The organism is Saccharopolyspora sp. NPDC003752, from assembly GCF_053605825.1.
This window is the reverse complement of sequence record NZ_JBSGJZ010000023.1, coordinates 24,128-45,993: the sequence shown is the minus strand read 5'-3', so window position 1 is coordinate 45,993 and position 21,866 is coordinate 24,128. Positions and strand designations below refer to the sequence as shown.

At 70.1% G+C, this 21,866-nt stretch carries 26 protein-coding genes; 6 read left to right on the top strand and 20 right to left on the bottom strand.

Annotation, left to right across the window (positions count from 1 at the left end; genetic code table 11):
• Positions 1-44 precede the first annotated feature (44 nt).
• The 6 genes from ACWEV3_RS26830 to ftsY form a co-directional block, all read right to left on the bottom strand.
• Positions 45-1,265: a CynX/NimT family MFS transporter gene (locus tag ACWEV3_RS26830; RefSeq protein ID WP_452616547.1), complete on the bottom strand. Its 1,221-nt coding sequence runs from the start codon at positions 1,263-1,265 to the stop codon at positions 45-47.
• A complete protein-coding gene (locus ACWEV3_RS26825; protein WP_452616546.1) occupies positions 1,262-1,951 on the bottom strand; it encodes a FadR/GntR family transcriptional regulator in 690 nt (229 codons plus the stop codon). The genes ACWEV3_RS26830 and ACWEV3_RS26825 overlap by 4 nt, the downstream gene beginning before the upstream one ends.
• A 206-nt stretch (positions 1,952-2,157) precedes the next feature.
• Entirely contained in the window at positions 2,158-2,799 is a 642-nt protein-coding gene (locus tag ACWEV3_RS26820; RefSeq protein ID WP_452616545.1) for a DUF899 family protein, read from the bottom strand.
• A gap of 55 nt (positions 2,800-2,854) precedes the next feature.
• Positions 2,855-3,184, bottom strand: a complete 330-nt coding sequence (locus ACWEV3_RS26815; RefSeq protein ID WP_358306723.1) for an ArsR/SmtB family transcription factor — start codon at positions 3,182-3,184, stop codon at positions 2,855-2,857.
• A gap of 3 nt (positions 3,185-3,187) precedes the next feature.
• A complete protein-coding gene (locus ACWEV3_RS26810; protein WP_452616544.1) occupies positions 3,188-3,619 on the bottom strand; it encodes an SRPBCC domain-containing protein in 432 nt (143 codons plus the stop codon).
• 165 nt (positions 3,620-3,784) lie between these two features.
• Positions 3,785-5,206 carry a signal recognition particle-docking protein FtsY gene (gene ftsY, locus ACWEV3_RS26805; protein WP_452616543.1) on the bottom strand — a complete coding sequence of 474 codons (1,422 nt, stop codon included), beginning with the start codon at positions 5,204-5,206 and terminating at the stop codon, positions 3,785-3,787.
• Positions 5,207-5,347: 141 nt separating this feature from the next.
• Between ftsY and ACWEV3_RS26800 the strand changes: the two genes are divergently transcribed.
• Positions 5,348-6,514, top strand: coding sequence for an anhydro-N-acetylmuramic acid kinase (locus tag ACWEV3_RS26800; protein WP_452616619.1), 1,167 nt, complete (start codon positions 5,348-5,350; stop codon positions 6,512-6,514).
• Entirely contained in the window at positions 6,496-8,004 is a 1,509-nt protein-coding gene (locus ACWEV3_RS26795; RefSeq protein WP_452616542.1) for a sodium:solute symporter, read from the top strand. Before ACWEV3_RS26800 ends, ACWEV3_RS26795 begins: the two co-directional genes overlap by 19 nt.
• Positions 8,005-8,084: 80 nt before the next feature.
• Here ACWEV3_RS26795 and ACWEV3_RS26790 read toward each other — a convergent pair whose 3' ends face one another.
• A complete protein-coding gene (locus tag ACWEV3_RS26790) occupies positions 8,085-8,735 on the bottom strand; it encodes a hypothetical protein (RefSeq protein WP_452616541.1) in 651 nt (216 codons plus the stop codon).
• Between the two features lie 247 nt (positions 8,736-8,982).
• Between ACWEV3_RS26790 and ACWEV3_RS26785 the strand changes: the two genes are divergently transcribed.
• Positions 8,983-9,276, top strand: coding sequence for a zf-HC2 domain-containing protein (locus ACWEV3_RS26785; protein ID WP_452616540.1), 294 nt, complete (start codon positions 8,983-8,985; stop codon positions 9,274-9,276).
• Here ACWEV3_RS26785 and smc read toward each other — a convergent pair.
• On the bottom strand, positions 9,252-12,974 hold the full coding sequence (gene smc, locus ACWEV3_RS26780; RefSeq protein ID WP_452616539.1) for a chromosome segregation protein SMC: 3,723 nt from the start codon (positions 12,972-12,974) through the stop codon (positions 9,252-9,254). The two genes, ACWEV3_RS26785 and smc, sit on opposite strands and share 25 nt — an antisense overlap.
• Before the next feature lie 225 nt (positions 12,975-13,199).
• The gene (locus tag ACWEV3_RS26775; protein ID WP_452616538.1) at positions 13,200-13,493 is read right to left on the bottom strand and encodes an acylphosphatase; all 294 of its coding nucleotides are present in this window, start codon (positions 13,491-13,493) and stop codon (positions 13,200-13,202) included.
• A 162-nt stretch (positions 13,494-13,655) separates the two neighbouring features.
• Here ACWEV3_RS26775 and ACWEV3_RS26770 point away from each other — a divergent pair, with 162 nt between their 5' ends.
• A complete protein-coding gene (locus ACWEV3_RS26770) occupies positions 13,656-14,126 on the top strand; it encodes a hypothetical protein (RefSeq protein ID WP_452616537.1) in 471 nt (156 codons plus the stop codon).
• On the top strand, positions 14,123-14,311 hold the full coding sequence (locus ACWEV3_RS26765; RefSeq protein WP_452616536.1) for a hypothetical protein: 189 nt from the start codon (positions 14,123-14,125) through the stop codon (positions 14,309-14,311). Before ACWEV3_RS26770 ends, ACWEV3_RS26765 begins: the two co-directional genes overlap by 4 nt.
• A 356-nt stretch (positions 14,312-14,667) precedes the next feature.
• Here ACWEV3_RS26765 and ACWEV3_RS26760 read toward each other — a convergent pair whose 3' ends face one another.
• The 11 genes from ACWEV3_RS26760 to ACWEV3_RS26710 form a co-directional block, all read right to left on the bottom strand.
• Positions 14,668-15,291, bottom strand: coding sequence for a nucleoside/nucleotide kinase family protein (locus tag ACWEV3_RS26760; RefSeq protein WP_452616535.1), 624 nt, complete (start codon positions 15,289-15,291; stop codon positions 14,668-14,670).
• Between the two features lie 108 nt (positions 15,292-15,399).
• Positions 15,400-15,918: a hypothetical protein gene (locus tag ACWEV3_RS26755; RefSeq protein ID WP_452616534.1), complete on the bottom strand. Its 519-nt coding sequence runs from the start codon at positions 15,916-15,918 to the stop codon at positions 15,400-15,402.
• Positions 15,915-16,679 carry a hypothetical protein gene (locus tag ACWEV3_RS26750; protein ID WP_452616533.1) on the bottom strand — a complete coding sequence of 255 codons (765 nt, stop codon included), beginning with the start codon at positions 16,677-16,679 and terminating at the stop codon, positions 15,915-15,917. Before ACWEV3_RS26750 ends, ACWEV3_RS26755 begins: the two co-directional genes overlap by 4 nt.
• Before the next feature lie 14 nt (positions 16,680-16,693).
• Positions 16,694-17,008, bottom strand: coding sequence for a type VII secretion target (locus tag ACWEV3_RS26745; RefSeq protein ID WP_452616532.1), 315 nt, complete (start codon positions 17,006-17,008; stop codon positions 16,694-16,696).
• A 37-nt stretch (positions 17,009-17,045) separates the two neighbouring features.
• Entirely contained in the window at positions 17,046-17,738 is a 693-nt protein-coding gene (locus tag ACWEV3_RS26740) for a hypothetical protein (protein ID WP_452616531.1), read from the bottom strand.
• Positions 17,739-17,821: 83 nt separating this feature from the next.
• On the bottom strand, positions 17,822-18,625 hold the full coding sequence (locus ACWEV3_RS26735) for an ESX secretion-associated protein EspG (RefSeq protein ID WP_452616530.1): 804 nt from the start codon (positions 18,623-18,625) through the stop codon (positions 17,822-17,824).
• Between the two features lie 2 nt (positions 18,626-18,627).
• Positions 18,628-19,890 (bottom strand): hypothetical protein, encoded by a 1,263-nt coding sequence (locus ACWEV3_RS26730; RefSeq protein ID WP_452616529.1) that lies wholly within the window; start codon positions 19,888-19,890, stop codon positions 18,628-18,630.
• Positions 19,891-19,898: 8 nt separating this feature from the next.
• Complete coding sequence (locus ACWEV3_RS26725; RefSeq protein WP_452616528.1) at positions 19,899-20,510, bottom strand: DUF3558 domain-containing protein; 612 nt, start codon at positions 20,508-20,510, stop codon at positions 19,899-19,901.
• Between the two features lie 11 nt (positions 20,511-20,521).
• Positions 20,522-20,893, bottom strand: coding sequence for a hypothetical protein (locus ACWEV3_RS26720; protein ID WP_452616527.1), 372 nt, complete (start codon positions 20,891-20,893; stop codon positions 20,522-20,524).
• A gap of 112 nt (positions 20,894-21,005) precedes the next feature.
• Positions 21,006-21,335: a DUF397 domain-containing protein gene (locus ACWEV3_RS26715; RefSeq protein ID WP_452616526.1), complete on the bottom strand. Its 330-nt coding sequence runs from the start codon at positions 21,333-21,335 to the stop codon at positions 21,006-21,008.
• A gap of 23 nt (positions 21,336-21,358) precedes the next feature.
• Positions 21,359-21,613 (bottom strand): Scr1 family TA system antitoxin-like transcriptional regulator, encoded by a 255-nt coding sequence (locus tag ACWEV3_RS26710; protein WP_452616525.1) that lies wholly within the window; start codon positions 21,611-21,613, stop codon positions 21,359-21,361.
• A 25-nt stretch (positions 21,614-21,638) separates the two neighbouring features.
• On the opposite strand from ACWEV3_RS26710, the gene ACWEV3_RS26705 reads away from it, so the two are divergent.
• The gene (locus ACWEV3_RS26705; protein WP_452616524.1) at positions 21,639-21,824 is read left to right on the top strand and encodes a hypothetical protein; all 186 of its coding nucleotides are present in this window, start codon (positions 21,639-21,641) and stop codon (positions 21,822-21,824) included.
• Positions 21,825-21,866 lie beyond the last annotated feature (42 nt).

Sequence of the window (21,866 nt, the reverse complement as noted above, 5' to 3'; positions counted from 1 at the left end):
GCCGTGAAATCCGGCTCACCGACGGTTACAGCGGTGTTGTGAGGTCACCGCCGCGTTTCGCCGTCGATCACCGAAGGCACCTGGACGGGCCGCCCGGCCAGCAGGCCCGTGCAGAGCCAGATCGTCGAGCAACCCAGCAGCAGCACCAGCGGCGCGATCCAGCCGCCGGTCACGTCGTGCAGCAGCCCGATCAGCAGCGGGCCGGCCGCGGCGATGAGGTACCCGCCGCCCTGCGCCATCCCGGACAGCGCCGTCGTGGTGTCGCTGTCCGGCGAGCGCAGCCCGAACAGCGTCAGCGCCAAGCCGAACGCCGCGCCCTGCGCCAGGCCGAGCACGACCACCGCCGGCCACAACCCGGCGGACGGGCCGACGAGGATCCCGGTGAAGCCGAGCATGAGCAGCACCGCCAGCACCACGGCGATCAGGCGCTGGTCGCGCAGCCGGTGGCACAGCACGGGCACGCTCATCGAGCCCACGGCCTGCACCGCGGCCTGGATGCCCAGCGCCAGGCCGGCGAGCCCGGCGCTCATGCCCCGGCTCTGCAGCATCGTCGGCAGCCAGCCGAACGTGACGTAGGCCATCGCGGACTGCACGCCCATGAAGACGGTGACCTGCCAGGCCAGTGGGTTCCGCCACAACCGGCCGCCGCTGGACGGCTGCGGCGGCGCGCCGGAGCTGCGCCGCAGCGCGAAGAGGCTGATCACCAGGGCCAGCAGGACGGGAACCGCGAGGAGCCCGAGCGGGGCGCGCCAGGCGGACGACAGCGCGGCGCCCAGCGGCACGACCACGCTCGCCGCGATCGCGCCGCCCAGCGTCAGGCACATCGTGTAGACCGCCGTGATCACCGGCACCTTGTGCGGGAAGTCCCGCTTGATCAGGCCCGGCAGCGCCACGTTCGCAACCGCGATCCCGGCGCCGACCACGACGGTGCCGGCCAGCAGCGTCCAGATCGACCCCAGCGCACGCAGCGAGTTGCCGATCAGCAGCACGATCAGGCAGCCGACCAGCACCTTCTCGTCGCCGAAGCGCTGCCGGAGCTTCGGCGCGACGAACGCGAACACCCCCAGGCACACCACGGGCAGCGTCGTCAGCACGCCGCCGAAGGTGTTCGACACGCCCAGGTCCTGCTGGATCTGCTCCAGCAGCGGCGCGACGGCGGTGAACGGCGGCCGCAGCGCCAGCGCCACCAGCACGACCAGCACCAGGGTGGCGGCCACGGCGGTGCCCACCGGGGACGCCGGTGCCTGCTGGGCTCGGGTGCTCACTGCGCGTTTCCCCTCTCGTCGAGAACGCCCCCGAGGGACGTCAGGCTCGGCTTGATCACGGCGTGCGCGGCCGCCGCGGCGGCCTCCGGGTCACCGTCGACGATGGCCTCCAGCAGCGCCCGGTGGGTGACCGGCCCGCCTTCGGACAGCGCGGCATCCGCGCGGAGCGTTTCCAGGCTCTCCTGGAGACGTTCGCTGAGGTAGCGGTACATCTCCGAGAGCACCGGGTTGCGCGCCGCCGCCACGACCGCGACGTGGAAGTCGACGTCGGCGGCGGCGAAGGTCTCGGGCGAGGCCGCGCGGTCGCGGAGGTCGAGCAGCTCGCGCAGCCGCTGGATGTCGGTGTCGTCGCGACGCATCGCGGCCAACCGGGCGGCCTGCACGTCGTAGGCGAGCTGCACCTCGAAGACGTCCCGGACCCCGGCGAGCCGCAACTGCCGCAGCATCGGCGCCGGATCGGCGGTGGACACGACGAACGTCCCGGCGCCCTGCCGGGATTCCAGCCGGCCGAGGTGCACGAGCGCCCGCACGGCCTCCCGGACGACGGTCCGGCTGACCCCCAGCTCGGCGACCAGCTCCAGCTCGGTCGGGATCCGCTCACCGGGAGCCCAGGCCCCGGCGGAGAGCTGCTCGTTGAGCGCGGCGATGACCTCGTCCACCGAGGACCGGTGCCCCACCACCCGCATGCCAACACCTCCGGGTGAACCATAGGCCAGACATCAGTCGTCAGACAAATTTTCATGATCAAAAGGTCCGGCCGATCGGCCAGATTTGCCGTCATGCGGCTCTGGTCGATCAGCCGGACCGGAAACATCGCCTGGCCCCGTCTGGTGCAGCCGATCCACTCGGAGTGCTCAGCTCCCCCCGCCGAGGTCGTCGGAGCGCCCTGCTCCTAGTGCTGCGGCCAGTCGGCGGGCGAGTCCTCCCAGGGCTCCTGCCGGCCGTAAACGGTGCGGTCCAGCAGCGCGTAGTTGTTGTCGAGCGCCTCGACGCCGCGGCCGGTGGTCCAGTAGGTCTCGAATACCCGATCGCCCTCGCGCAGATAGCACACCAGGTAGAACATCCCGACCCGACGACCGGCCAGCAGTGCCTCGGCGCTGTCCCGCACCGAGTACCACGGCATGTCCCAGCCCATGAAGTCGCGGTAGCGCACGCTTTGCTCGTACGGGCCGTAGCTGAAGGTGGCGTAGGTCACGTCGCAGGTGTGCAGGTAGGAGCGCTCGCGGACCTGCCCGTTGTAGAACGCGCAACCCGAGCACTGTTCGGCCGCGGGATGGTCGTCGTGCCACATGTGGAAGTACGCGATCAGCTGCCGGCGGCCCTCGAACGCCTCCAGCAGGCTGACCGGGCTGTCCGGGCCGATCAGCCGGATCGTGGCGTCCACCTCCACCATCGGCAGCCGGCGGCGGGCCGCGGCGATCGCGTCACCTTCGCGGGTGTGGGCCTTCTCCCGTATCCGCAGCTCATCCAGTTCGACCTGCCAGGTGGCACGGTCGACCACCTTCGGTAGCGCCGTGTTCGTCAACTCGTTCATCGTGCCGCCCTCCGTTTTTTCCGGTTTTCCGTTCCAGTGCTTTCGGGGTGCTGACTCACTGGTCGAGGTGTTTCTTCAGCGCGTCGAGCGGGCCGTCCCAGTCGCGGGCCAGCGCGGCCAGGAACTGCTGTGCCACGCGCATCGGTTCGGAGCGGAGCCGGTAACGCACTCGCCGTCGCTCACCGGGCTCCGCCGTCACCAGGCCCGCTTCGGCGAGCAGCACCAGGTGCTTGGCGATCGCCTGCCGGGTGATCGGCAGGCGGACGGCCAGGTCCGTGGCGGTGGCCGGGCCACCCGAGGCCAGTTCGGCGAGGATCCCGCGCCGGGTCGGGTCGGCGAGCGCGACGAAGACCTGCTCGGCGATCGCTTCGTTGTCGGGCGGCATGACCTAGGCGGCGTCGAGGTAGCCGACCAGTTCACCCAGCTCGCGCGCCCACCCCTCGGTGTGAGAGTCGTACCCGGTGCGGTAGTTGCCTTCCGGCAGCTGCGCGAAGCCGGTCTCCACCACGGTCAACCGCGTGCCTTGCAGCGTCGGTTCGAGCGTGAATTCCACGTACGTCCGCCGCGGATCGTCCTCGGGCATGCCGTCGACTCGCCAGGTGAAACCGAGAACGCTGGGCTCCTCGACCCGCTCGATGCGAATGTCGGCGACCGGGCCCTCGGGCCAGCTCATCCGCGCGGCCCCGCCCGGGCGCAGGTCGATGGCGGCGTCGTTGCCGAACCATCCGCTGAGCCCTTCGGGCGTGGTCAGCGCCGCCCACACCTTGCTCGGCGGATGGGCCAGATCCGTGGTCCGTTCGATCCGATCGGGAAATCCCATGGCGTCCTCCGGCAGACCCTTATCGCAACTCGTTGGTTGCGACAATATGGCAACCAACCAGTTGCGTCAATGCTCACGCGAGCAGAACACCTGCCCGGGGATCAGAAGGCGCGAGAAACGAACAGCCCCCCGCGCCTGGAGCGCGGGGGGCTGTTGTCGGGCTTCTCAGCCGAGGAGGGCGTCCACGAAGGCTCCCGGCTCGAAGGGGGCCAGGTCGTCCGGGCCTTCGCCGAGGCCCACCAGCTTCACCGGGACACCCAGTTCCCGCTGGACCTGGAAGACGATGCCGCCCTTGGCCGTGCCGTCGAGCTTGGTGAGCACGATGCCCGTCACGTCCACGACGTCGGAGAACACCCGCGCCTGCGTCAGGCCGTTCTGGCCCGTCGTCGCGTCCAGCACCAGCAGGACCTCGTCGACCTGGGCCTTCTTCTCCACGACGCGCTTGACCTTGCCCAGCTCGTCCATCAGGCCCGTCTTGGTGTGCAGGCGGCCGGCCGTGTCGACCAGCACCGCGTCCACGGCCGTGTCGCTGCCGCGGCTGACCGCCTCGAACGCCACGCTCGCCGGGTCGGCGCCTTCCTTGCCGCGCACCACCTCGGCGCCCACCCGGCTGCCCCAGGTGGCGAGCTGCTCGACGGCCGCGGCGCGGAAGGTGTCGGCCGCGCCGAGCAGGACCGTCCGGCCGTCCGCGACGAGCACCCGCGCCAGCTTGCCGGTGGTCGTGGTCTTGCCGGTGCCGTTGACGCCGACGACCAGCACCACGGCCGGCTTGCCGCCGTCGGCCGGGTTGCCGTGCGGCAGCGCGCGCACCGCGCGCTCCATGTCCGGGCCGAGGGCGTCCACCAGCACCTCGCGCAGCAGCGCGCGCGCCTCGTCCGGCGTGCGGATGCCGCGCGTGGCGATCTCGGTGCGCAGCCGCTCGGTGATCTCCGTGGTGGTCGCCGCGCCCAGGTCGGCCAGCAGGAGGGTGTCCTCGATCTCCTCCCAGGAGTCCTCGTCCAGGTCACCGGCGCCGAGCAGGCCCAGCAGGCCCTGGCCGAACGTCGACCGGGAGCGGGAGAGCCGGCCGCGCAGCCGCTCCAGCCGGCCCGAGGTCGGCTCGATCTCCTCGATCTCCTCCGGCACCGCGGGCGCCGGCTCCGGCACCGGCTCGGCGCGCTCCTGCTCCGGAACCTCGGCCGGCGCTTCGACCGGCGGCTCCTTGACCGGCGGCTCCTCGGTCACCGTGCCGCCGTCCGGCAGGGGCACGTCCACGATGCCGCGCCGCTCGGTGTCGCGGGGCACCGCCGCGTCGTCGCCGACCCCGGGCTGGCCCTCCACCTCGGTGCGCTCGCCCGCCGGATGCTCCGGCGGGGCCGCCGTTGTGGTGCCGCCGCTGGACAGGCTGATCCCGCTGTCGGCGCGGTACCCGCCGCCCTTGACGGACTCGGCCTGGCCCGCGGTCTCATCCCGTTCGCTCAGGCTGATCCGCCGCCGGCGGTTCAGCACGACGCCGGCGACCACGGCGATCGCCAGCACCACCACGACGGCGACGATGATCAGAATCAGGTTCTCGGTGGTCACTCGCCCATCCTCCCACCTGGTCATACCGGCCTCGGAACGCGCCCGGCACACCAAGTGAGCAAATCACCAACAATGAGCGCGAGACGCTTGCATTTACCATGCGCTGTGCAATAGACCACACATGTGGGTTGGTGGCGCGTGATCGGTCTGCTCTCCGGCACGTCGATGGACGGCGTCGACGTGGCCGTGGCCGAGCTGCGGCTGGACGGCGACACCGTGCAGCTCCGGCCGCTGGGCGCCACCGTGCTCCCCTACCCGGACGCGCTGCACGAGAAGCTGCGCGCCGTGCTCCCCCCGGCCGGTTGCAGCGCCGAAGACCTGTGCCGGCTCGACACCTACGTCGGGCAGCAGTTCGCGGCCGCGGCCCGGCTCGGGGTCGAGCTCGCGGGCGGCCGCGCCGACCTCGTGGCATCGCTCGGGCAGACGATCTACCACTGGGTCCAGGGCAGCGGGCGGGCGCGCGGCACCCTGCAGATCGGGCAGCCCGCGTGGATCGCCGAGGCCACCGGCCTGCCGGTGGTGTCCGACCTGCGGGCCCGCGACGTCGCCGCCGGCGGTCAGGGCGCCCCGCTGGCGGGCGTGTTCGACGCGCTGTGGCTGGCCGACGAGCCCGGCACGACCATCGCGCTGAACATCGGCGGCATCGCCAACATCACCGTGGTCGGCGGGCGGCGGGCGCTGGCCTACGACACCGGCCCCGGGAACGCGCTGATCGACCTCGCGGCCGGCCGGATCACCGGCACGCCGCAGGACACCGACGGGAGCATCGCCGCGACCGGCACCGTCCACCCCGAACTGCTCGAAGTGCTGCTCGCCGACGGCTACTACCGGCGGCCGGCGCCGAAATCCACCGGCAAGGAGCACTTCAACGCCGACTACCTGGCCCGGGCGCTGGACAAGCTGCCCGCCGAGGTCGGCGACGGCGACCTGCTGGCGACGCTGACCGAGCTCACCGCGCGCACCATCGCCGACGCCTGCCGCAACGAGCAGGCCGCGAAGGTCGTTGCGTCCGGCGGCGGGGTGCGCAATCCTGTCCTGCTCGCCGCCCTGCGCCGCCTGCTGGACGCGCCGCTGGTCGTCAGCGACGACCTCGGCATGCCCGCGGACGGCAAGGAGGCGTACCTGACAGCGCTGCTCGGATTCCTCACCTGGCACGGCGTCAGCGGCAACGCGCCGGGCACCACCGGAGCCAACGGGCCCCGCTTGTTGGGCAGCATCACCCCGGGAGCCGGCCCGCTCCGGCTGCCCGAGCCCGCCATCGAGCAGCCGAGGCGGCTGCGAATGCAGCCCGGACACACCGCACAGGAGGCGCTATGCGATCTCTCGACCTAGTCGTGATCGGGTTGTACCTGATCGCTATGCCGGTGCTCGGGATGCTGCTCAGCGGCCGGCAACGCAGCTCGCAGGACTACTTCGTCGGCAGCCGCCAGCTGCCCTGGTGGGCGGTGTGCTTCTCGGTGGTCGCCACCGAGACGTCCACGCTGACGGTGATCAGCGTGCCGACGGTGGCCTACCTCGGCAGCTTCACCTACCTCCAGCTCGCGATCGGCTACCTGATCGGCCGGATCGTGGTGGCGTTCGTGCTGCTGCCCAAGTACTACGCCGGGAACCTGGTCAGCGCCTACGCGTTCCTGGGGCAGCGGTTCGGTTCCGGCCTGCAGGGCACCGCGTCGGTGACGTTCCTGGTGACCCGGCTGCTGGCCGACGGCCTGCGGCTGTTCGCCACCGCGATCCCGGTGAAGGTGATGCTGGCGGCCTTCGGCGTGACCATGTCGTACTGGCAGATCGTGCTGATCCTGTCGGTCATGACGGTGATCTACACCTACTTCGGCGGCATCAAGGCCGTGGTGTGGGTCGACGCGATCCAGATGGCGGTCTACGTCGGCGGCGCGATCTGCGCCGCGGTGGTGCTGTTCGGCAGGCTGCCCGGGGACTGGATGTCGACCGCGTTCGCCGAGGGCAAGTTCCAGCTCTTCGACTTCGGTTCGTCGATCATCACCGACCAGTACGCGTTCTTCACCGCCGTGATCGGCGGCGCGGTGTTCGCAATGGCCTCGCACGGCGCGGACCAGCTGATGGTGCAGCGGCTGCTCGCCTGCCGGGACCTCCGGGACAGCCAGCGGGCGCTGATCGCCAGCGGCGTCGTGGTGTTCCTGCAGTTCGCGCTGTTCCTGTTCATCGGCACGATGCTGTGGTCGTTCTTCAAGGGCGCCCAGCCGGCGGACCTGGGCATGGCCAGCAAGGACGAGTTGTTCCCGCAGTTCATCGTCAACGACCTGCCGCCCGGGCTGTCCGGCCTGCTGATCGCGGGCATCCTGGCCGCGGCGATGAGCACCCTGGCGTCGTCGCTGAACTCGCTGTCCACGTCCACGGTGAGCGATCTCTACCAGCGGATCTCGAAGCGCAAGCTCGACGACGCGACCGTCCTGCGGATGGGCAAGGGCTGGACCCTGGTCTGGGCCGTGGTGTTCGTGGTGTTCGCGTCGATGTTCAGCAGCACCGACAACCCGGTGGTCGAGGTCGGCCTGAGCATCGCCAGCTACACCTACGGCGCGCTGCTGGGCGCTTTCCTGCTGGGGCTGCTGGTGAAGCGGGCCCGCCAGGCGGACGCGGTGATCGCGTTCGTGGCGACGCTCGTGGTGGTGCTGTTCTTCGTGTTCTGGGTGACCTTCCCGGACGGCGAAGGCGGCGAGAAGTCGCTCGCGTTCCCCTGGTACACGCCGCTCGGCGTCATCGTGACGCTCGTGGTGGGCGGGCTATTGTCGCTGCGCCACCCGCGGCCGGCGCCCGAAGCCGCCGTCGAGCAGGCCGACAACGCCTGACCGCACGCGGTTCTTGCTGTCGTGACCGCAGTTTCAATTGAAACTGCGGTCACGGCGGGCGGTCATGGCGGGCGGGCGGCTCAGCTCATGGCGGTCGAGATGACCGACATCAGGATGATCAGGAAGCACAGCGCGAGGCTGCCGGCCATGATCCCGATGGCCAGGCCCATGCCGGGCGCCTTCTGCGGGGTCGGGCCGATGGCACCGTTCAGGAAGACGATCACCGGTGCCGCGTAGTGGACGTCGACCTGCTGACCGGCGTTGACCGGGATCACCGCGGTCGCGAGGCCGACCTGCCACAGGTAGTTGACGTGGATGCCGATCTGGTACTGGCCGGGCGGCAGGTCGACCGGGTTCTTGCCCCAGGTCAGGATCGGGCCCGGCTGCCCGTTGATGGTGAGCTGCGGCTTGAAGAACATCAGCATGAACGCCAGCCAGAAGTACGAGCAGTCGATCATGATGCGTCCCATGCCGGGCGCGGGCGGCGCCATCGGCTGGCCCTGCGACGCGGCCGGGGCCGGCGGCTGCGGGTAGCCCTGCTGCGGCATTCCCGGCTGCATCTGCGGCGGCATCGGCTGCGGCGGCATTCCCGGCTGCTGCATCGGCTGCGGCGGCATCGGCTGCTGGGGCATCGGGCCGGACGGCGGGCCGTAGCCGCCGGGCGGCACCATCGGCGGGCCCTGCTGCGGGTACGGCTGCTGCCCCGGCGGGGGGCCGTACGGGTTGGTCATGGAAAGCCTCCTGTACCTGGTGGGACCCCGCACTCGGGGTGATGCGGGAACTCCGCGCCCGGTGTCCGGTCGGCATCTGCCCCCGAGGATCGACGCCGGACCGCGGAAACATCGTCCCGCATACCGTTCCGGAGGTTGAACCGAGGTGGCCGACGACACCATTGCCCGCCCCCCGGGGCTTCAGCGGGAGTCGCCACGGGTCGATGATCTACCCAAGCGATCACCGAGGCTGCGGATGGGGGCTGCGGTGCAGGATCATGCGGATCTGCGGGCGAAGCTCAACGCCTATTCGGCGGGCGTGCTCAGCGACGTCGAATGGCTGACGGTGCGCACCCACCTGTCGGAGTGCGCGGCGTGCCGGACCGAGCTGGGGCGGCCGGAGTTGTGGAATCGTGCTGCGCCGCAGTGGATTTCACCGCGGGATCCGAAGCCGGCCCGCGGGGCGCCGGTCCGGCCGGGCTGGTCGGTGGTGTTCGGCTTCGCGCTGGTGGCGGCGCTCGTCGCCTTCGGCGTCGGCTACGCCCTCGGCACGTCGGCCTGATCCTCGGGTGCCGGATCCGGCTCTCCCGCAACGCTTTCCGGCGCCGCCGAGCCGTCCAGCACCGCGGCGACGTCGCCTTCGGGCGGCGCGTCGGGTGCGTCGTCCTTGCGCTGTTTGCCGGAATTGCCGCGCAGGCGCTGGGAAATCACCTGCGTGATGCCGTCGCCGCGCATCGTCACGCCGTACAGGGCGTCGGCGATCTCCATGGTCGGCTTCTGGTGCGTGATGATGATCAGCTGCGAGGTCTCGCGGAGCTGGTCCAGCAGCGTGATCAGGCGCCGCAGGTTGGTGTCGTCCAGCGCCGCCTCGACCTCGTCCATCACGTAGAACGGCGACGGCCGGGCGCGGAAGATGGACACCAGCATGGCCACCGCGGTCAGCGACTTCTCCCCGCCGGAGAGCAGCGACAGCCGCTTGACCTTCTTGCCCGGCGGCCGGGCCTCGACCTCGACGCCGGTGGTCAGCATGTCTTCGGGGTCGGTGAGCGTCAGCCGCCCGTCGCCGCCGGGGAACAGGACCTTGAAGACGGTCTCGAACTCCGCGGCCACGTCGTAGAAGGCGGACGCGAACACCTCCAGGATCTTGTCGTCGACCTCCTTGACCACGCTGAGCAGGTCGCGGCGGCTGTCCTTGAGGTCTTCCAGCTGGGTGGAGAGGAACTTGTAGCGCTCCTCCAACGCGGCGAACTCCTCCAGCGCCAGCGGATTCACCTTGCCCAGCAAGGAGAGGTCCTTCTCGGCGCGCTTGGCGCGGCGCTCCTGGGTGGCCCGGTCGAACGGCATCGGCGGCGGCGGGCTGACGTCCTCTCCGCGCTCCTTGGCCGCCTCGTACTCGGCGATCTCGGCGGGGCCGGGCGGAATCGGCACGGTGGGCCCGTACTCGTCGACCAGGTCGTCCAGGCCGATCCCGAAATCCTCGATGATCTTGGTTTCCAGCTGCTCGATGCGCAACCGCTGCTCCGCACGCACGACTTCGTCGCGGTGCACCGCATCGGTCAGCTTCTCCAGCTCCCCGCTGAGCTCGCGCACGCGCGCTCGCAAGGCGCCGAGCGCCTGCTCGTGCTCGCTCTGCTTCGCCTGCGCGACGTCCCGCTCCTCCGTCGCGGCGCTCAGCGATCGCGCGATGCGCTCCAGCGCCGTCTCGGCCCCGGTGACCACGGCCTGGGTCACGCGCGCTGCGCGTTCCCGGGCCTTGCGCGCCGCCTCCGCGCGAGCACGCGCTTCGCGCTCATGGCGCGCTGCGCGGCGTAGCTGGTCGGCGCGTCCTTGCACGGCCCGGGCGCGCTCCTCGGCGGTGCGCTGTCCGAGGCGGGCGTCCATTTCCTGCTGCCGCATGGCGTTGAGCTCGGTGCCCAGCCGGTCGCGTTCGCCGGTGTCCGGCTCCGCCGCTTCGTCCTGTTCGGACTTGACGACGCTCAGCCGCTCTTCGAGTTCGGCGAGCTTGACCAGGGCTTGTTCGCGGGATTGCTCGACCTTCACCCGCTGCTGCCGGATCCGGTCGACGTCGGCGCCGGCGGCGCGGGCGGCGCGTTGCAGGCTGGAAAGCCGTTCGGTGCTGCGGGCTCGCCGCACCTTGGCGTCGTTGATCTGCTCCTGCACGGCCCGCACTTCGGCGCGCCGCGCTTCTTCTTCGGCTCGCGCGCCTTCCAGCGCCGCTGAGTGCTGCTCCAGGCGTCGCCCGGCGGCGGCGAGTTCGCGTTCGGCTTCGTCGACGGCGGCCTGCACCTCGATGGTGCTCTGCCGGTCTTCGGAACCACCGATCGCCCAGTGCACGCCGAGCACGTCGCCGTTCGCCGTCACGGCGCGGACTTCGGGATGGCGCTGCACGAGTTCCCGGGCGTCGGTCAGCTCGCCGACGACCGCGACCTTGTCGAGCGCCGTGGCCACGGCCCCGCGCAGCCCGTCAGGCGCGGTGACCAGGTCGACCGCCCAGCGCGCCGAGCCGGTCAGCTGCGGCCAGCCCGATCGGTCGACGTCCACGGCGGAACCGATGAGCAGTCCGGCACGGCCCGCCTCGTCCGCCTTGAGCAGTTCCAGGGCCGTCACCGCGTCCGTGACACCGCGAACGGCGACGGCGTCGGCGACCGCGCCCAGCGCTGCGGCGAGTGCGGCCTCCGCGCCCGGCTCGACGCTGAGCAGCGCCGCGACCGTGCCGAGCAGGCCCGGCACCCGGTCCCCCGCCGACATCAGCGCGCCGGCGCCGTCCTTGCGCTGCAAGCCCATCGACAGCGCTTCGACTCGCGCCTTCCAGGACGCGATCTCCCGCTCCGCGGTCCGCTCGGCCTTCACGAGCTCCTCGACGCGGGCGCGCGCCGCATCGCGCGCTTCGGCTGCGCCTTCGCGGCGTTCCTGCAGTCCGGCGTCGTCGGAGTCGTAGCCGCCGCTCTCCTCCTCCGCGTCGGCCTGCGCGCGCTCCGCTTCCTCGGCCCGACCGGTGGCTTCTTCCAGCGAATCCGACAGCCGCTCGATCTCGTCGGCCGTGTCGCTGACCTTGCTGCGCAGCGATTCGACCTGGCCGGACAGCCGGGCAGCGCCCTCGCGGCGGTCGGCGATCGCCCGCACCGCGGCGAGGTGCGCCTGTTCGGCCTGCTTCAGCGCGGATTCCAGCTCCGAGCGGCGCAGCACGACCTCGTTGAGCACCTCGCGGGCCTCTTCGACCTGCTCGCGGAGCTCGATCTCCTGCTCCGCGGCCTCTTCCGCCTCGGCATCGAGCTGATCCGGGTCGCGGCCGGGGCGGTGCTCCTCGGTCTGCGCCGTCAGATGCCGGTGGCGCTCGGCGGCCAGCCGCAGCGTGCCGTGCAGCCGCTCCTCCAGCGCCGACAGCCGGTACCAGGTCTCCTGCGCGCGGGTCAGCCTCGGCGCGTCCGCGGCGACTTGCTCTTCGAGGGTCTTCTCCTCGGACTGCGCGAACTGCAGGGCGCGCTCGACCTCGGTGCGCTTGGCGCGCGCGGTTTCCTGGTCCGCTTCGTCGCGGGCCAGGTCGGCGCGCGCGGTGATCAGGTCATCGGCGATGAGGCGCAGCCGGGAGTCCCGCAGGTCGGCCTGCACGGTCGCCGCTTTGCGGGCGATCTCGGCCTGCTTGCCGAGCGGTTTGAGCTGGCGACGCAGCTCGCTGGTCAGGTCAGTCAACCGGGTCAGGTTGGCCTGCATCGCGTCGAGCTTGCGCAGCGCCTTCTCTTTGCGCTTGCGGTGTTTGAGCACGCCCGCGGCCTCTTCGATGAGCCTGCGGTTCTCGTCCGGCTTGGCCTGCAGGATGCTGGCCAGCTGGCCCTGCCCGACGATGACGTGCATCTCGCGGCCGATGCCGGAGTCCGACAGCAGTTCCTGCACGTCCATCAGCCGGCACGTGTTGCCGTTGATCTCGTACTCGCTGGCGCCGTCGCGGAACATCCGGCGGGTGATGGAGACCTCGGTGTACTCGATCGGCAGCGCGCCGTCGGAGTTGTCGATGGTCAGCGTGACCTCGGCGCGGCCCAGCGGGGCGCGGCCCGCGGTGCCCGCGAAGATCACGTCCTCCATCTTGCCGCCGCGCAGATCCTTGGCGCCCTGCTCGCCCATCACCCAGCGCAGCGCGTCGAGCACGTTGGACTTGCCCGAGCCGTTGGGGCCGACGACGCAGGTGATGCCGGGTTCGAAGCGCAGCGTGGTGGCCGAGGCGAAGGACTTGAACCCCTTCAGCGTCAGGCTCTTCAGGTGCACGGCTGCGATCGACCTTCCCGTGTTTCGTCCGGTTCACCGGCGGTCACATCCGGTGAAGCCTACCGCTGCGGCCCCTCGCGACTGCGCAGAACCGCTGGTTGCGGCGATTTTCCCCGCGCACCGGGCACTTGGAGATCAACGCCCGGCTCGCCCCGGACCCGTGCGCACTTTTGGTTGCTATCGCGACACGAAGTACGCACGGCTTCCGACCAGGCGAAACCGTTGCTAGCGCTCGATGAAACCGGTCAGCCCGCCCTTGGGCTCGGACCACTGCTCGGCGACGTGGTCGACGTGCCCCGGGGTTTCGCCGGAGCGCAGCGCCGCCAGGAGCTTCGCGCAGGCCTCGCGGGGCCCTTCGGCGACCACCTCGACCCGGCTCCCCGGCCGGTTGGTCGCGCTGCCCACCAGGCCGAGCTCCAGCGCCCGGGAACGCGTCCACCAGCGGAAACCCACGCCCTGCACCCGCCCGTGCACCCAAGCGGTCAGTCGTGCCTGTTGCGAATCGGTCACGCCCGGCATGATGCCGCACGGCCGCCGCGCGCGCGGTGTTGGCTCGCATCGACGACCGCGCTTGCTCGGGCTGCCGGTATGATCCGCCCGATTCGGCTGGGAGCCCGGGGTTTCGGGGCACCCGGCCCAGGCCGCCCGACGAGCCGACGAGTGGGGCACGCAATGGACCCGATGTTGCCGGAAGACCCGGATGCCCGGCCGAAGCAGCTGGTGATGCTGGCCGCGTCCGGCATCGCGGTGGCCACCGTCTTCGCGACGACCGCCGCGATGGTCGCCGGCGCGCAGCAGCACGACGAGGCGACGCCGGACTTCACGCTGAAGCCGACCGCCACCTCGCGGCCGGCGGACACGTACACCACGCCGCCGCCGCTGCTGCCCCCGCCGCCGCTGAGCAGCAGCGCGACCTCGGAGACGTCCACTACCGCCAGCCGGACCACGTCGTCGACGACGCTGACGAGCACCGAACTCCCCGGCGACTTCCCGGTTCCGCCGCCGCCGGAGCAGCCCGCGCCGCCGACGCGGCCGACGACGACCCCCACCAAGCCGCCGACGACGAGCAAGCCGATCCCGACGACGACCACCACCGAGGACCCGGTGCCGACGGACACCACCGAGTGGGAATCGGCCGGGGACGACGCGTGACGCTGGCCGTCCACGCGTGCCGGTCGCTGTGCTCGTGGCATCGGACGCCCAAGGAGCTCAACGGGTTTCCGCTGCTGGCCTGCCGCGGCTGCGGCTCCCAGTGGGTCCGCAGCGAGCCGTGGACGCCCATCGACCACACCGGCCGGATCCCCGACGACGTGCGGGCGGAACTCGCCGAGCGCTGACGCTGCGCGTCCACCCGTGCACCCATCGTCACGGAATCGTGCTGTTTATGAAACTTATTGAGCCTTTTTCATCCTGGTCGGCCCGCAACCGCGGGTCGCAAAGCCACACGTCGATGAGGTGTCGCATGCGCCGAAGGCGCATAGCCCACCTACGACACTGGCACCGCCGCGGGTTCACGGTGCCCACCCCTCCGGGGTTCCCTCGGCGAGGACGGACCCTCCGCCGTGTATTGGACATACATCAGGAGGGGCACCCACAGACCAGGAAGCCTCTGTAACTCCCGCAGGGGGGCCGCTACCCGCACCGCCACGCAAAACGAGGTTGGAAAAACCTCATTCAGACGCAATTCGGGGAATCATTCGGGGTCGCCGACGACGACCAGATCGGCCCGGCCCCGACTGGCCGAGATGATGGCGGCATTGCGCTCATCGCTGCGGTGCACCCATTCCTCGGCCTCCTCGGGAGTCCGCCCGTAACCGATGTGCCGATCGATGAGCCGCCGCACCCGGACATCGTCATCGGGCGCGAGGAACCACGCCTCGTCGAGCAGTTCCCGGACCGCCGACCACGGCGGCGAATCCAGCAGCAGGTAATTGCCCTCGGTGATCACCAGCGGCACATCGGGATCGACGGCGATGGCCCCGGCGTAGGACTCCTCGATCTCCCGGTGGAACTCGGGGGCGTAAACGGTGCCGGGCCCGCCTTCCCGGATCCGCCGGAGCAGCGCGACGTACCCGGCGGCGTCGAAGGTGTCGGGAGCGCCTTTCCGGTCGGCCCGCCCGAGCCGCCGCAGCTGGCAGTTGGCCAGGTGGAAACCGTCCATCGGCACGAGAACGGCGGAACCGCCGAGCTCCCGGACGACCCGCCGGGCTACGAACCCCTTCCCGGCCGCGGGAGCCCCGGCGATCCCCAAGATCCGCCGCTGCCCGCTGCCGGCCAGCGCCCGAGCCCGCTCGACCAACTCCGAATACCCGACCAACTCGCACCTCCGCACAGCCGTCGCCCAGGCTACGCGGGCCCGAACCCGCGGCCGCGGCAAATTCCCGAGCGATCGCCTCCGGCGAGATCGAACTGCCGGTGCTTGGTGCTACGCGGCAGGGCGCAGCAGGTGGCGGCCGATGAAGAAGTTGACCGCGGACAGCGCGCATGGCACCAGCAGGAGCAGCAGGTAGCCGATGATCGCTGGCGTGTACTGCACCTCCGGGAGGACCGACGAGCGCCCGGACGAGCGAATGACCATGGCCAGCAGGCCGCAGCTGCCCAGCGACGTCGCGATGGTCCCGCCCCAGAAGACGGCCAGCAACCGGCATGCCTTACCGGCAGCCGTCTTGTTGAGCTGACCGTTCTTGACGTAGGACCGCCCGGAAATGACCGTGATGCTGGAGAAGAAGTGGAAGAACGCCGAGATACCGCCGAGCATGACGGCGATGCCGGAAATCGGGTGGTGCGCGGTCGGCAGGCCGAACCCCAGCACGAGGATCGCGATCCCCGCCACCAAGCTGAGCACCAGCGAACCCGCACCGAACCGCACCGCGCCTGATCTGATCCTGCGCGCGACGTCGTCCGGTACGGGGACGTGCTCCCAGTACGGCCGGTGGACGGTCACTGGGTGACCTTCCAATCCGATCCGTCGCCGTCGCTCACACTCCCGTCGGACAGGTCCTGGTCCGAGCGCGACCACTTGTCGCCGAGGTCGGTGATCTTCTGCTTGATCGCGGTCTGCTCGGTCTCGATGGTGGTGGTGAAGCTGTTCATCGAGATGATCGCGGTCGTCACCAACCCGATGGACACGCCCGCCGCGGTCGCGATCGCGCCGATCGCCGCCGGGATGCCCACGACGGTGCAGGCCGCCGCGATCGCGCCCACGGCACCGACGACGAACACGCCCAGGGCGACGCCGATCGCGAGCCAGAACGCATCCAACGCGTTCGCCAGGCTGTTCAGCGAACTGCGGATCTGCATCGCCATCAGCTTGACCGACGAAAGCCCGTCGCCCTGCGCCGGAACCAGCGCCTTGTACGCCTCGGCCGCCTTGCCGGTCCACTCGACGTTGGCCTTCAGCTTCTGCAGGTTGATGTCGCCGGCGATCTCCCCGGTCTTGTCGCCGACCTCGGTGGCCCACTTGTCGCTGGTTTCCCGCAGCTTGTCCGAGTCACCGGGCTGCTCGAAGAGCTGGGTGATCCGGTCCCAGAACTCCTGGACCTTCTGGGCCAGCGCCTGCATGCCCTGCTTGATGGGCTCGATGAGGTACGAGAGGAAGTCCGGCACCCAGCTCATCAGGTCGTTGACCTTGTTGAAGAAGTCCTGGATCTTCTCGTTGAGGTCGTTGGACTTGTCGCTCGCCTGCGCGACGAGGGTGTTCGTCATTGCCATCCCCGGATTCAGTACGCGTTCTGGATTCCGTGCTTGCCCTGCTCGTCGTCGCGCTCGTACTGCGCGGCCGCTTCGGTCAGGTCCGAGCTGATCTCGCGGAAGTAGTCGGCAGCCTGCTTCAGCATGTCCTCCAGCGCGCTCCGCGCCTCGTCATAGGTCTTGTCGACCCCCCGGTCGACCGCCCACATCGAAAAGGAAGCCGGGTCGATCTGCAACGTTCCGATCGTGTTCAGCGGGCCTTCGAGGTCCCCGGCGGCCGTGTCCCAGGTCTTGGCGTCGGAGCGCATCGCCTCCAACGCCACGCCGATTCCAGCACTGGTCATCGTTTCTCACCTCCATGCGTGCGACGACATCGACCGGTCAGGAACCGAGCCCGAGTCGCCGGAGAAGAAGCTGCGGATTGGACGCCAAATCGTTCAACTCGTCGATCGCGCGACTGCGCGGCCCGCCCGCCAGATCCGTCGGCGTCGACTTGCTCTGCAGCGTTGCGAGCAACGATGCGAGCTCGGTCTCGATCTCCGAGTTCCGCGCCGCGGAGGCCCAGTTCGGGTCGAGCGACAGTTGCAGGATCTGACCTCGCTGGGCCGTGCCGCTGACGTTGCGGCCGGGGCTTTCCGCGGTGGCGGTCTGGTCGGCGATGGCGGTGAGCTGTTGCGTGAAAGCGTTCAGATCCGCCGTGACCTCGTCGAGCAGCCTGGTGATGTCCTGCGAGCTCAGCGGCGAATCGTCGTAACCGGGTGCGGCTTGGGGTTGATCGGTCCCTTCGAGGTCCGCCGACTCCAGCTTCTTGCCCAGCGCCAGCATCGTTGCCGCGTTCGCGGCCGCGACGACGCAGACGTGCAGTTGCCGGGGGTCGACGACCTGACGCCAGTTGTCCGCCAACGCCACCGACACGACCTCGGCGTCGAAAGTCGAGCTGACGGAGACGACGCCGGACGGGTCCTGTCCCACCACGGTGTCGGCGGCCGTCGATGCCCGGGTCGGTTCGGCCTGAGCCAGCCAATCGGTGTCGTCGTATTCCCAGTCGTCGGGTTGATGCCGACCAAAACTCATCCCGCAGTACCTCCCGTTCTTGGGTACGACGGTTCCAAGCCGCCGATGGTTCCCGCTCGTGCCCGATCGGCGAGCCGGTTTTCTCAGTCGTCCCAGACCTCGGCGAGGAGTTCTCGGGCGTACTCCGCGATCCTCGCGTTGTCCGCCGGGGCTATCGTGCTCCAGCGGCGGCCGTCTCCGCTGGGGCGGACCACGTGGCTGTAGCGGCCCTTGTCCGTGTCGTGGAACGCCACCACCCGGTTCGCCCGCTCCGGCCTGCCGCCTCGGTTCGGGCAGACCTCCACGCCGAACTGGCCCCGGATTCCCATTCCGTCCGCCATGTTCGCCACGTCCGCCGCGTCGTCCGGGGCGATGCCCAGGGCCCGGAGTTCGTCGGTGAACAGCAGCGGGTTGTTCGGGCCCGCGTAGTCACTGGCTTCGCGGAGGACCTCGTTGGGCAGGCTCACCGCTCGGCCCGGTCCCGGCGGCATGTCGCCCGCCACCGACACCGCCGCCTCCACCAGCGAGCTCGCCCGGATCGGGGTCAGCTCGACGATGTCGCCGTCCACAATGGTCAGCAGGCCGGTGCCGCCGTTCGCCGACGCCAGGGCGCGAATCGACCGGTCCGCCCAGATCCGCACGTCGATGCTGCGCTGCGGCCGGTCCAGCAGGCCCAGCAGGTCCGCGAAGTCGACGTCGAGCCGGTCGCGGTGGGGCTCCGCCAGGCGGCGCTCGCGGAGCCCGGCCCACACGTCCGCGACGAGCTGCGCGCGCTCCGAGTAGGTCGCTCCCGGGCTCGGCACGTTGAGGATGATGTGCCGACGCTCGGTGAGCTTCTCCGCCTCGCAGACCACATCGAATTCCAATGCGGACAGCACGATCGGATCGGCTTCTGCTCCAGGGCGCAACGTCAGTCCCGCTTCTTCGGCTCGTCGTCCGGGGATTCGTCGTCGGCTTCGTCGTCGGGCTCGAAGTGCCCGAGCACCGGCGGCGCGACCAGCCGCTCGTCGTCGAACGGGGTTTCGTCGGCGACGTACTTGTTCTCGTGCTCCGCGTCTTCGCTGCGCTTCTCGCCGCGGGTCGCCGCCGGTCCCATCATCGAACCGGCCGCCGGGCGGCTGCCCGGCGTGTTGCCCGCGGAACGCCCGGCCATCGTGTCGCCGGGCCCGCCGCCGATGCCGGACGAACCGCCTCGGCTCAGCCCGGAAGCCGAGCCACCGCCGGCCGATGCCGCAGCCGGGCCGCGACCACCGAGCATCCTGCTCGCGGCGTAGGCACCGATACCCGCGACCGCCGCACCACCTGCGGCGATGCCGAGCACCGTGCCGGGGTTGATGCCGCTGCTCGTCGCGGCGGCCTCCGGCGTCTGGTCCGCCTCGCCGCCGGTCTCGCGCTCGTCCGGGTGCCGACCCGTGCCGCTGCGGTCACCAGGATCCTGCGCACCCACGCCATCGCCGCGCTTGATTCCGCCACCGATGTTGCCGCTGCCGACGTTCCCGCCGCCCACGACACCGGGCGTGCCCCCGTCGACCGCCGAGCCGCCGCCGTAGTAGCCGCCGCCGACCGAACCCACGCCGACGCTCGGCATGCTCGTCCCGGACGCCGACTGCGCGGACACCGTGGCGGGCGGCATCTCGGGCAGCGGCTGGTACGAATCGGCCTGGCTGACCGAGGTGTTGCGGTACGAGCTGAGCGCGGCCTGCGCGGCCTGCTTCTGGCCCTCGATGTTCTTGGCTTCTTCGTCGTAGTCGCTCTCGTAGCCGAAGGCACCGCCGGCCCATTCGAGCGCGTTCTCCGACTGCTTGTGCTTGAGCTCGTCGTTGTTCGGCAGCCCGTTGCGGGCGGACTCGTAGCCCCGGCCCTGCGCGTCGACGCTGTCCGCGGACGCCTTCAGCGGATCCGGGGCGTCGGCCATGAAGACCGACTGCTGCTGGGTCGCCGCCGCCGCGAGGCTCCCGGCGTTGCCCTCCCACGCGATCTGCAGCTTGCCGAGCTCGCGTCGCAGCGTCTCGTCGAGATCGACGACCACCTGCACGCACTCGTCCAGCGCGCGCACCGCGCCCTGCATCGACTCCGCGCCGCGCCCCTGCTTGATCTGGGTGATCCATTCTTGGAGCTGGGGGATGTCCATCCCCTCGAACCGGATGTCCCGGATCGGATCGATGCTGGTCACGACTCCCCCTAGCTACCCTGCAAGGTCGTCACGGCCGCCTCGGCGGCCTGCTTCGCCCGCTCGCACATCTGGTCGTTGTTCATGCCGCCGGGAGTGGTGAGACCCAGTTCCGCGTAGAGCGTCTGCCCTTCGGCTGCGTCGACGAACACCGAGCAACCGAGGCTCTCAGCGCCCGGGATCTGCCCTTGCACTGCGCCGAAACCGTTGACCTCATACGTCGTCGCGGTCTTCGCCTGCACGGCCGCGATCTTCGACGCGAAGGCGTCCAAGCCCTCGGGCACCACCCGGAGCGAAATCCCGAACTGCGCCTTCCCCGATTGGCCGAGGAAGCTGCAGCCGTTGTAGTTATTGCCGTTCTTGACGACCGGCCGACCGCCTCCGGCTTCCAGCTTCGCCTTCTGATCAGACGTCAACCAGGTGCAGATGTCCGCATCCTGCTTGCCCGCGATCTGCAGATCTCTGGGGCGTTGCGGCAGGTTCAGCGAAAATGTCTCCGGCTTCGTGGCTGCCGTGGTCGGAGCCGAGCTCGTTTCGTCGGTATCCGGACCGTTCACCGTGCAGCCGGTCAACGCGGCTGCGGCGGCCAATGCGATCAACCCGAACCCGAGACGCAACCGCACGGGACTACCCCTCACATCTGCCTCTGCTGCATGTTGAACGATGAAGCGATCTCGTCATCTGTGTAGCCGTACTGCTTGGCCGCTTCTTCGAGTTGTTGCCCAAGATCGAAGACGTTGGTCACGTACTGCATGAGACGCGCGTAGTGGGAATCCTGGTTCCCAACCAGATTCGCGGACCAAACCGACGCGGACGTCGTGCTGATGGCGTCGCTGGCGGGGGCACTGACGATCAGGCTCGGCAGCAGCGCCAACAGCTTGAGGCGCGCGTCCTCGGCCGCCGCGAGGATGACCTTGCGCACTTCGAGGACGTTGTCCTTGTTGACGGTGATGGTCTGACCGGCGCCCCCAGGAACCGGCGGCGGAGGTGGTGCTGGCGTCGTCATCGCGGGAAACCCCCAGGTCGCGGCGTCTGATCACCCGGTCGAAGGCCGACCCTAGCAGCGCGACTTCCCGCCCCGCACCAACTCTTGAAAACTTCACACCAACCCAACGGGCCTATGCGCGGACCCGCATGAGCCCATCGACGAAGTCGGCCCACCGAGCGGCGGAAAAGACCAGCACACCGCCACCTGGATCCTTCGAGTCCCGAACCCCGACGACAGCGTCCTGCCGAGCGATCTCGACGCAGTTGGCGGTCGTAGAGCTACGGCTGGACTTCCGCCACGCGTCCCCAACGAAGGCAACTTCCACGCAGTTGGAACCGGAAACGCTGCGACTGGACTTCTGCCACGCTTCCCTGACAAATGCGACTTCCACGCAGTTCGAACTTGCAGTACTGCGGCTCGACTTGCGCCAGACTGCAGCAGATAGGCCACGAGGACTCATGTCTGCATGATGGCATGCGGCGATCACCCCATGAGGGCTTGAAGATGCCGAAGCTGTCGCTCGAGCGACCGACCGACCGGACGGGTCAGGGCGGTCTCTTCGATGATCGCGTGCAGGCGAACCGGCTCCTCCTTGTCGAGGAGGCCTTGCCGAGCCATCCGCGCAGATACCAGCGAATCAACTTCCCGAGGACTCAACTGGCCGGTCGCGTCGATGATCGCCCTCGTGTACTCCGGCGTTTGCAGCAAACCAGGAACAACCAGGGGCTCGTAGTTCAAGTCGCGGCCGCAGCGGGAGTGGTTGTTGCGGTGCCGGGATTCGCGCGGGGAGCTCGCGGTGTGCTCGATCGGCGTCGGGGCGGGCGAGTTGGAGGTGTGCGGGCCGGACGACACCGAGTCCTTCCGCCTGCACCCGTGGGAGGTAGCGGCGTTCCGGCGCGCCTTCGACGAGGCCATCGCCCAGGTCGAGGCCGACCTCGCGGCCCGCTGACCAGGCGCATCACCGCCCGTGCGTACTTTGTGCTGCCATAGC